Genomic DNA, 8,151 nt, shown 5'->3' on the forward strand with positions numbered 1-8,151 from the left:
CTTTTTGGTAATTCTGTGAGGTGAGGTCTGATGTCCAACTCGAAACAGATCGTCATCGTTTGATCTAAAATATTGGAGCACTTTTCGAGAACTTCATGAGTTAGGTTTTTCGCTTTTTTGGAAACTTCCTTTGCCTCCAAGTCGCGATTGTAAGCAACTTCAAGGTCTTCAAAAAGTTCCTGCGCACGTTCAACTAGTGAATCAATTTCTTCAATTCGGTTGTCTCTACTAACCATAAATTAGCACTCCAATTATAATTGTTAAAATACTGTCCGTTTCGCAACGCAAACCGAAGATAGGCGATCTTCTGTCAATTTCCAAACCAACCAAATTTCGAAGAAAAACCTTGAGCCTCGATAAAGCACTTTAGGTGGTCAATTGTGTGGCAAAATGTGTGGCAAAATCGCCAAAAGGCGGATTCCTGCGCAAAATTAACCCGCAACCCATTGTTTTTATTTAATAATTTCAAAATACAGATGGCGGAGGAGGTGTCCGAATTACATTTATGCCAAACATATATAATATATATGATTTTTTCTATGCAAATTAATTAATACCACACTTTGAACCACAGTATGTTAGTTTCCGAACGTATAAATAATCTGTCGCGGACAGCACCACCACCCAGTCTAGAGATGTGACTTTAAAATCCCAAAACCTTCATTCCAGTGTTACGAAGCGTACTTAGACAAAAATTCATTCGGATGAATCGGCTATGATAAAACACACCTGGAACACTATTCGCGACGAACTTGTAGAAGACATCCGCTCTGGGCGGCTGTCCGCGGGCGACAAATTGCCAACGGAACCTCAACTTGCCGAACGGTTTTCGATCGGCCGACATTCTGTGCGCAAAGCGCTTGAAGCTCTGGCGCGCGAAGGCAGGCTTAGCATCGAGCAAGGGCGCGGCACATTTGTCGAAGCCCTACCTCGTCTTACCTATACGATAGGTAAACGCACGCGACTGCGCCGCAATTTGATCCCTCAGGGCGTAACGGTTGAAGGCAAATTGGTAGAAGCAAACCGGATCGTCGCCCCCGATTTTGTCGCAAAAGCGCTTTTACTGAACCCCAGTGCGAAGGTCACGGAAAGTCAACGCATTACGCTTGCCAATGACCTTCCAGTGGCCTTTGGAGCCTCTTATCATTGCGCTGAAAGGTTTCCAGAATTTGTGGAACGCAGGGATGTCTTGGGATCGACGACAGAAACCTACCGAACATACGGTATCCAAGATTACTTTCGTCTGAAAACTACCGTGCATTCTCGGCCCTCGCGACCCGAAGAATCCAAAACTCTGAAACAACACCCTGATGTCCCCGTGCTTGTCGTCAATGCGATTGATGCCTTGCCCGATGGCACGCCTCTCTCCTGCAGTCGCGTCATTTGGTCTGCGGCGCGGGTGACTTTTACAATGGAGCAAACTGATGAATGACACGCTCGACACGCTCGCGCGGGCAGATGCCGACCGGCTTAAGGCCTTTGCAGAAACGCTGATCGCGGATCTGGGCGAGATCGAGGTACTGCGCTCCCGCAGTGGCTTGGTGATGCTTCCGATGCGCGACACCGCCAAGGGCGTGGCCTTTCATCTGGGCGAAGTTCTGATGAGCGAGGCCCATATTCGTCAAGGTGATATCGATGGCTATGGGATGCGCCGCGGCCATGATCTAGAGGCCTCGATGGCCATGGCTCTGGTCGATCTGGCGATGGCCACAGAAATTCAAACCGAAAACTGCATCGCCTTCTGCACGCGTGAGTCCGAAGCCCTCGCCGCGCAGGACGCTGACACACTGCGCCGGGTCGAAGCCACCCGCGTCAATATGGAGACCTTCTAATGCCTGCGATGCCGCGTCCAAGCGACGCTGAAACATATGCGAATTCAGCTTTTGACGCACTTTTGTGGGCGCTTAGCCGTCCTGGCCTGCCTCGCAGCCTGCCGGAGGCCGGTGAAAGCCCTATAGTGGCCGCGCTTTTGGATCGTGAGTGCCGTGTGCATGCGACCGACCCGCTCTTGCTGCCTGAAATCATGCGGACCGGGGCGGAAATCGCCGAAATCGCGAAGGCGGATCATGTGTTCTTAGGCACGCTGACCAACGCCGAACCGCTATCTCAAGTGGCCGTTGGCAGCGACCTGTACCCTGATGATGGCGCAACCGTGATCCTGCGCGGTAAGATCGGCTGTGGCCAAGCGCTGCACCTTTCTGGTCCCGGTGTTGATGGAAGCCTTACGGTTCAGATTGACGGGCTGCCTGACGGCTTCTGGGCCGCCCGCAATGCGCGGCTGCGGTATCCGATGGGATTTGATCTCTTTATTCTTGATGGTGCCGACGTGCTCGGCCTGCCACGTTCTACACAGATTGAGGTGCTCTGATGGCCTATGTCGCAACCCGTGGCGGTGAACGCGCGATCGAACAATCCGAACGGCTGTTTCGCGAGGCTATGGGGTCTTTTGATGCCGCACGTGTGACTGAAATCAAGGTGAGCATGCCTTATCTGATTGACCGCGTGATGGGCGAAGCCTCGCTCTATGACGAAGACCTTGCGGCGCTGGCGCTGGCACAAACCGGCGGTGAACTCTATGAGGCGGTCCTGTTGCTGCGCGCCTGGCGCACCACTCAGCCGCGCCTATGTGTGGCCTCGCCTGTTGAGCAAGACACACTTTTCACCCACCGTCGCATCTCTGCCGCGTTCAAAGACATTCCCGGTGGCCAGGTGCTTGGGCCGACGCTCGACTACGCGCACCGTATTCTGGCAACCGAAGTCTTGCAGGGCGAGACCTATGCCCCTGTCCCTGTAGACCCCGCCGAAACGCCCTCGCCCGCATATCAGCCGGCTGTCAGCACCTGGCAGGCAGAGAATGAATTGCTGGATCTGCCCGAGGCGGACAAGACCGAAGGCAACGACATTCCAGACCTCACCCGCGAACCACTGCTGTTCCCGTCCAAACGCGCCCATACGCTCCAAAGCCTCGCGCGAGCAGAGACCGGCGGCGTTTTGGCGCTCGGTTATGCGGCGATGCGCGGTTATGGCCAAGCGCATCCCACGGTGAACGAGCTGCGATTGGCTGAGGCCGAGATCGAAGTCAAACACCCAGACGGACGCAGTTTTTCGGCCGGTCGCGTCAAGGTTAGCCAATCAGAAGTCGTTGACAAAAAAGGCGAAAAGCTGGGCATTGGCTATGCCGCCACCTTCGGCTGGAACGAAGTCAAATGTATCGCAGCGGCGACGCTCGACCTGAATAGTCCGGGCGCTGAAAAAGGTTCGGCGACCGAAGAAGAGTTCTTCCTCTACCACACCGAAGGCGTAGAAAGCTCAGGCTTCTGTATCCACTTTAAACTGCCGCACTACGTGACCTTCCAATCCTCGCTGGACGCTATGCGCGATGCCAAGGCGAAGAAGGCGGCAGCCCAGAAATCCTCTCAGACGGAACCGGCAGAATGACCCTCGCGACACTCACCAAACCTTGGGAAGCCATGAGCTATGGGTTCCTTGACGGCTCTGCCAAGCGCGAGATGCGCCGCAAGATGCTGAAATCCGTGGCGGTTCCCGGCTGTCAGATGCCCTATGCCAGCCGCGAAGTGCCCATGGCACGCGGATGGGGCACAGGTGGCTTGCAGGTGTCTTTGACGCTTGTGAAACCCACCACGCGCGTCAAGGTCATCGACCAAGGCGCGGATGACAGTGTGAACGCAGCCTCGATCCGCCGCTTTATTGCCCGCGTCGCAGGCACACCAACTACGATGGACACGCTAGAGGCCGATCTGATCCAGTCACGCCACCGCATTCCCGAAGAGATTATGCGCGAGGATCAAGTGCTCGTGTTGCAGGTCCCAAACCCTGAACCTCTGCGCCCCGTTCAGCCCAATATGTCGATCGCGCGCCAGATGCACGCAGATGCAGACTACGGGCGCATGTGGTTGCAACTTTATGAACAGATCGTGCGCTCGGGTCGCGTGATGCAAGGCGCATCCTATCCCAGCCTTGTAAATGGCCGCTTTGTGATGACCCCCTCGCCGATCCCGCGTTGGGACGTGCAAAAGCTTCATATGTCCAAACATCTGACCATTCTGTCAGCGGGGCGCGAGAAACGCATCTATGCGGTTCCTCCGTTTACACGGGTTGAACCATTGGTGTTTTCCGACGTGCCTTACAAAGTTGAAGACCACGCAGATCTGACCTGTGTTCGATCTGGAACGAGGGGCTTTTTCATGAATGAAATCCCGCAGGATGACGGTACCTCAGCCTATGAGGTCTCTGACAGCGAATGGGGCGTGAAAACCATTCGTGCGCGCGACGGCGAAGGCGAGACGCGCGGCGACACCTGGTACAAAGACGGGGAGATGGCGCAATGACCATGACCTTAGAGGCACCACGCCTTGTTCAAACCCGCCCTTTGCTAGAAGTGCATAGCGTGTCGAAATCCTATGGTGACGTTCATGCGGTGCGCAATGTATCGGCCCATGCTTACCCAGGCGAAGTGCTCGGGATCGTTGGGGAAAGTGGCTCTGGTAAGTCTACCCTACTGCGTATGATGAACCTTGAGGAAACACCTGATACGGGCAGCTATACGTTGGATTTGCCGGATGTGGCTGGCAACCTATTTGATCTGGACCGTTTTGCACGTCGGATGCTTTGCGCCACCAAGATCGGGATCGTGTATCAGAATCCGCATCTGGGCCTGCTGATGAAACATTCCTCTTCCGGCAATGTGGCTGAACGGCTTTTGGTCGCGGGAGAACGCAGCTTTGCCACTCTGCGCGCCAAAGCAGAAACTGCGCTGGATGCGTCTGAATTCCCGCTCGATCGCATGGACGCCCCGCCGATTGAGCTATCAGGCGGTATGCAGCAACGGGTGCAGCTGGCCAAAGCCATCGCGCTGGAGCCTGCGCTTTTGTTGCTGGACGAGCCGACCACCGGTCTTGACGTCAGCGTTCAGGCTCTGGTGCTTGATACACTTAAGCAACTGCAACAACAGCGTCAGATCACAATGGTCATCGTCAGCCACGACCTGGGCGTTATTCGCACCCTCGCGGATCGCGTTATGGTCATGCGCCGCGGTGAGGTAGTGGAAACTGGCCTCGCCGATCAGATTTTCCAAGACCCGCAACATGCCTATACGCAACAATTGGTGCACGCAAAGCTATGACCCCTGTTCTTGATATCCAAGGCCTAACCAAAGGCTTTACTCTGCATCATCTCGACAAAGAGATCGCAACCTTTGACGACATTACGTTCAGCGTCTCGGCGGGAGAGTTTGTCCTGCTCAAAGGCACAAACGGTGCAGGAAAATCGACGCTTTTGCGGACGCTTTACCGTTCCTATCTGCCACAATCTGGGGCAATCAACTTTCATTCCAGCCATGGGGTGATTGATCTGGCCCGCGCGGCTGACGTGGATGTTTCCTTTCTGCGCCGCACAGAGATCGGTTTTGTCACCCAGTTCCTTATCGCCCGCCCCCGCGTGAGCGCCGAAGCCATTGTGGCCGAGCCTCTGATCCTTGCAGGCTGGGACAAAGAGCAATCACTTGAGAAAGCCCGCGACGCGCTAGCGACCTTTGGCGTGAAACCAGATCTTTGGTCCGCATACCCAACGACCTTCTCAGGTGGCGAGCAACAAAAAGTGAACCTCGCCCGCGCACTCATTTTGCCTCAAAAACTCTTGATGCTGGATGAGCCCACCGCCTCGCTAGATGCCAATGCCCGCGCAGCTTTGGTCGCTCGGCTTCAGGAACTCAAGGATCAAGGCACCGCGATGATTGGCGTCTTTCACCACCCTGATGATGTCTTGCACCTGATTGACCGGATCGTTGATCTGACCCCTGATGCTCTTCCAGACGAGGACCGCGACGATGTGGTTTTATAATATCAAACTGGTCCTGGCGGACCGGATCATTGAAAACGGAAACCTGCGGGTCGAGAACGGCGTGATTGCCGAAATCGAAGAAAGCACAGGTGTGCCGTCCGGGTATACCATGCTGCCCGGTTTCATTGACATCCACGGCGATATGATCGAGCTGGAATTGGAGCCCCGCCCGCGTGTCGACTTCCCAATGGAGGTTGCGGTTGGCCACCTAGATGCGCGTCTTGCGGCAGCCGGTGTGACGACGGCCTATGCAGGCGTCTCTTTCTCTCGCACGGCAACGGATGGAGAACGCCGCTCCTTTGAGCACACCTCAGGCATCATCCGCGCGCTCAAGCAAAACATCCAAGGCCTGCGCGTCGATCACCGCATTCACGCGCGGTTTGACATGACTTACACAGACGCCATCGCTGCACTTGAAGGCCTGTTTCAATCTGGCGCAGTCGACTTGGTTTCAGTCATGGATCACACACCGGGCCAAGGGCAATATCGCAATCTGGAAAAACTGATCGCCTATCGCATCAAGGGCCAGGGATTGAGCGAAGCCGAAGCGCGAGTCTCTATCCAAAAACGTCTCGATGACGCGGTTCCCACTGAGCAGATCCTCGCGAACCTTGAACAGATTTCGGCGCTGAGCAAATCCTATGCTGTTGCTATGGCCAGCCATGATGACGACACGGTAGAAAAAACAAACCTGATGGCCGACATCGGCGCGGTGATCAGTGAATTCCCCGTGACCATTGAAGCTGCCGAAACCGCAAAATCCCGCGGTTTGATGATTGCCATGGGGGCCCCAAATGCGATGCGCGGCATGAGCTATTCCGGAAACCTTTCCGCACGCGAAGCCCATGCGGCCGGGCTCTTGGACATCTTGGCAGCTGACTATCACCCAGCAGCGATTTTGCCTGCAATCCGCGCTCTTGCACCAGCTGATCCCGAGGGTTTGGTTGGCGCGGTCAAGCTCGCATCCTTGAACCCCGCTAAGGCTCTTGGACTCATGGATCGAGGCGAAATCGCGATTGGAAAACGGGCGGATGTGTCGGTGATCGACAGCTCTGATCGCGTCGTTCAGACCCTCAGCCAAGGCGCTGTGATCTTTTCCAACGGTTCCATGACAGCCACCTCTGCAAAGGCCACGGTTGCGGCCTAGTTTTAACCAAACCTTCACATTCTGGAGTCTTCACAGTTACAGAACAGCCCCAAGTTCTAGGTGAAAAATTCATTCGGATGAATCACCATGACTGCTGCTCTAAAACTCAATGGCGTCTCAAAAATCTTCGGCGAAACACGAGCCGTCGACAATGCAACGCTTGAAATTCAACCTGGTCAGTTTGTCGGCGTGATTGGCCGCTCTGGCGCGGGCAAATCCACAATGCTTCGTCTTATCAATCGCTTAATCGACCCCTCGCTGGGGTCGATTTCATTTGATGACATCGAAATCACCAGCCTGCGCGGTAAAGACTTGCGCAATTGGCGCCGCGACTGCGCGATGATTTTCCAACAGTTCAATCTGGTGGATCGCCTCGATGTTTTGACCAATGTTCTGATCGGACGACTGGCAGAACATGGCTTTCTTAGCTCGATGGCAATGCAGTTCACCGACGCCGAGCGCGCAATGGCACTGCAAGCGTTGGATCGCCTTGATCTGGTGCCACAAGCTTTGCAACGTGCAGGCACCCTATCTGGGGGGCAGCAACAGCGTGTCGCTATTGCCAAGGCTCTGGTGCAACAGCCCAAAATCATGCTGGCAGACGAGCCGATTGCCTCGCTCGACCCAGCCAATGCGACCCTCGTCATGGACGGCCTGCGTCAAATCAACAAAGAAGACGGGCTGACCGTTCTAGTGAATCTGCACACGCTGGACACCGCGCGCGCCTACTGCGACCGCATTATCGCAATGCGCAATGGCCGCGTCTTCTTTGATGGCACCGCGAAGCAACTCACCGACGACGTTGTGCGCGACATCTATGGCCTGGAAGGGCTCAGAGAATTCAACGAGGCCGTGACATCGACACAGTCCGTCGCACTGCCTGCGTAACCCAAGATCCACTCGTCAATCCAAACCCAGGGGGACCTGACTATGAAATACCTACTGACAACTGCACTCACTGCACTGGTTGCGACTTCCGCCGCGGCAGCAGACTGGAAAGAAGACTATGCCGTTTTGAAGTTCGGCATTCTCTCCGGTGAAAACGAAAAAGACCGCATCGCGCGCTATACACCTTTTGAAGAGTATTTGGAGCGTGAGCTGGGCGTTGAAGTCGAAATCTTCACAGCCGGCGCTTATGACGGTGT

Annotated in this window: 11 protein-coding genes; 10 read left to right on the forward strand and 1 reads right to left on the reverse strand. The window is 55.1% G+C overall.

The features are described from left to right. The coding region (locus tag ACEQWH_RS12040) for a hypothetical protein (RefSeq protein WP_370231221.1) at nt 1-236 on the reverse strand (236 nt) is incomplete at its 3' end. Between the two features lie 479 nt (nt 237-715). On the opposite strand from ACEQWH_RS12040, the gene phnF reads away from it, so the two are divergent. From phnF to ACEQWH_RS12090, 10 genes are all read left to right on the forward strand, one after another. Next, complete coding sequence (gene phnF / locus ACEQWH_RS12045) at nt 716-1,432, forward strand: phosphonate metabolism transcriptional regulator PhnF (protein WP_370231222.1); 717 nt, start codon at nt 716-718, stop codon at nt 1,430-1,432. Continuing rightward, entirely contained in the window at nt 1,425-1,832 is a 408-nt protein-coding gene (locus tag ACEQWH_RS12050; RefSeq protein WP_370231223.1) for a phosphonate C-P lyase system protein PhnG, read from the forward strand. Before phnF ends, ACEQWH_RS12050 begins: the two co-directional genes overlap by 8 nt. Further along, on the forward strand, nt 1,832-2,368 hold the full coding sequence (gene phnH, locus ACEQWH_RS12055) for a phosphonate C-P lyase system protein PhnH (RefSeq protein WP_370231225.1): 537 nt from the start codon (nt 1,832-1,834) through the stop codon (nt 2,366-2,368). Before ACEQWH_RS12050 ends, phnH begins: the two co-directional genes overlap by 1 nt. Beyond that, nucleotides 2,368-3,438, forward strand: coding sequence for a carbon-phosphorus lyase complex subunit PhnI (locus ACEQWH_RS12060; protein WP_370231226.1), 1,071 nt, complete (start codon nt 2,368-2,370; stop codon nt 3,436-3,438). Before phnH ends, ACEQWH_RS12060 begins: the two co-directional genes overlap by 1 nt. Continuing rightward, the gene (locus tag ACEQWH_RS12065; RefSeq protein WP_370231227.1) at nt 3,435-4,349 is read left to right on the forward strand and encodes an alpha-D-ribose 1-methylphosphonate 5-phosphate C-P-lyase PhnJ; all 915 of its coding nucleotides are present in this window, start codon (nt 3,435-3,437) and stop codon (nt 4,347-4,349) included. Before ACEQWH_RS12060 ends, ACEQWH_RS12065 begins: the two co-directional genes overlap by 4 nt. Then, entirely contained in the window at nt 4,346-5,143 is a 798-nt protein-coding gene (locus tag ACEQWH_RS12070; RefSeq protein WP_370231228.1) for an ATP-binding cassette domain-containing protein, read from the forward strand. Before ACEQWH_RS12065 ends, ACEQWH_RS12070 begins: the two co-directional genes overlap by 4 nt. After that, nucleotides 5,140-5,859 carry a phosphonate C-P lyase system protein PhnL gene (locus ACEQWH_RS12075; RefSeq protein ID WP_370231230.1) on the forward strand — a complete coding sequence of 240 codons (720 nt, stop codon included), beginning with the start codon at nt 5,140-5,142 and terminating at the stop codon, nt 5,857-5,859. Before ACEQWH_RS12070 ends, ACEQWH_RS12075 begins: the two co-directional genes overlap by 4 nt. Then, entirely contained in the window at nt 5,846-7,006 is a 1,161-nt protein-coding gene (locus ACEQWH_RS12080) for an alpha-D-ribose 1-methylphosphonate 5-triphosphate diphosphatase (RefSeq protein WP_370231231.1), read from the forward strand. Before ACEQWH_RS12075 ends, ACEQWH_RS12080 begins: the two co-directional genes overlap by 14 nt. A gap of 87 nt (nt 7,007-7,093) precedes the next feature. Then, on the forward strand, nt 7,094-7,894 hold the full coding sequence (gene phnC, locus ACEQWH_RS12085) for a phosphonate ABC transporter ATP-binding protein (protein ID WP_370231233.1): 801 nt from the start codon (nt 7,094-7,096) through the stop codon (nt 7,892-7,894). A 42-nt stretch (nt 7,895-7,936) separates the two neighbouring features. Then, nucleotides 7,937-8,151: PhnD/SsuA/transferrin family substrate-binding protein (locus ACEQWH_RS12090; protein ID WP_370231235.1), on the forward strand; the 215-nt coding region annotated here is incomplete at its 3' end.

Origin of the sequence: Cognatishimia sp. (assembly GCF_964229375.1) — a bacterium.
Lineage (GTDB): Bacteria > Pseudomonadota > Alphaproteobacteria > Rhodobacterales > Rhodobacteraceae > Cognatishimia.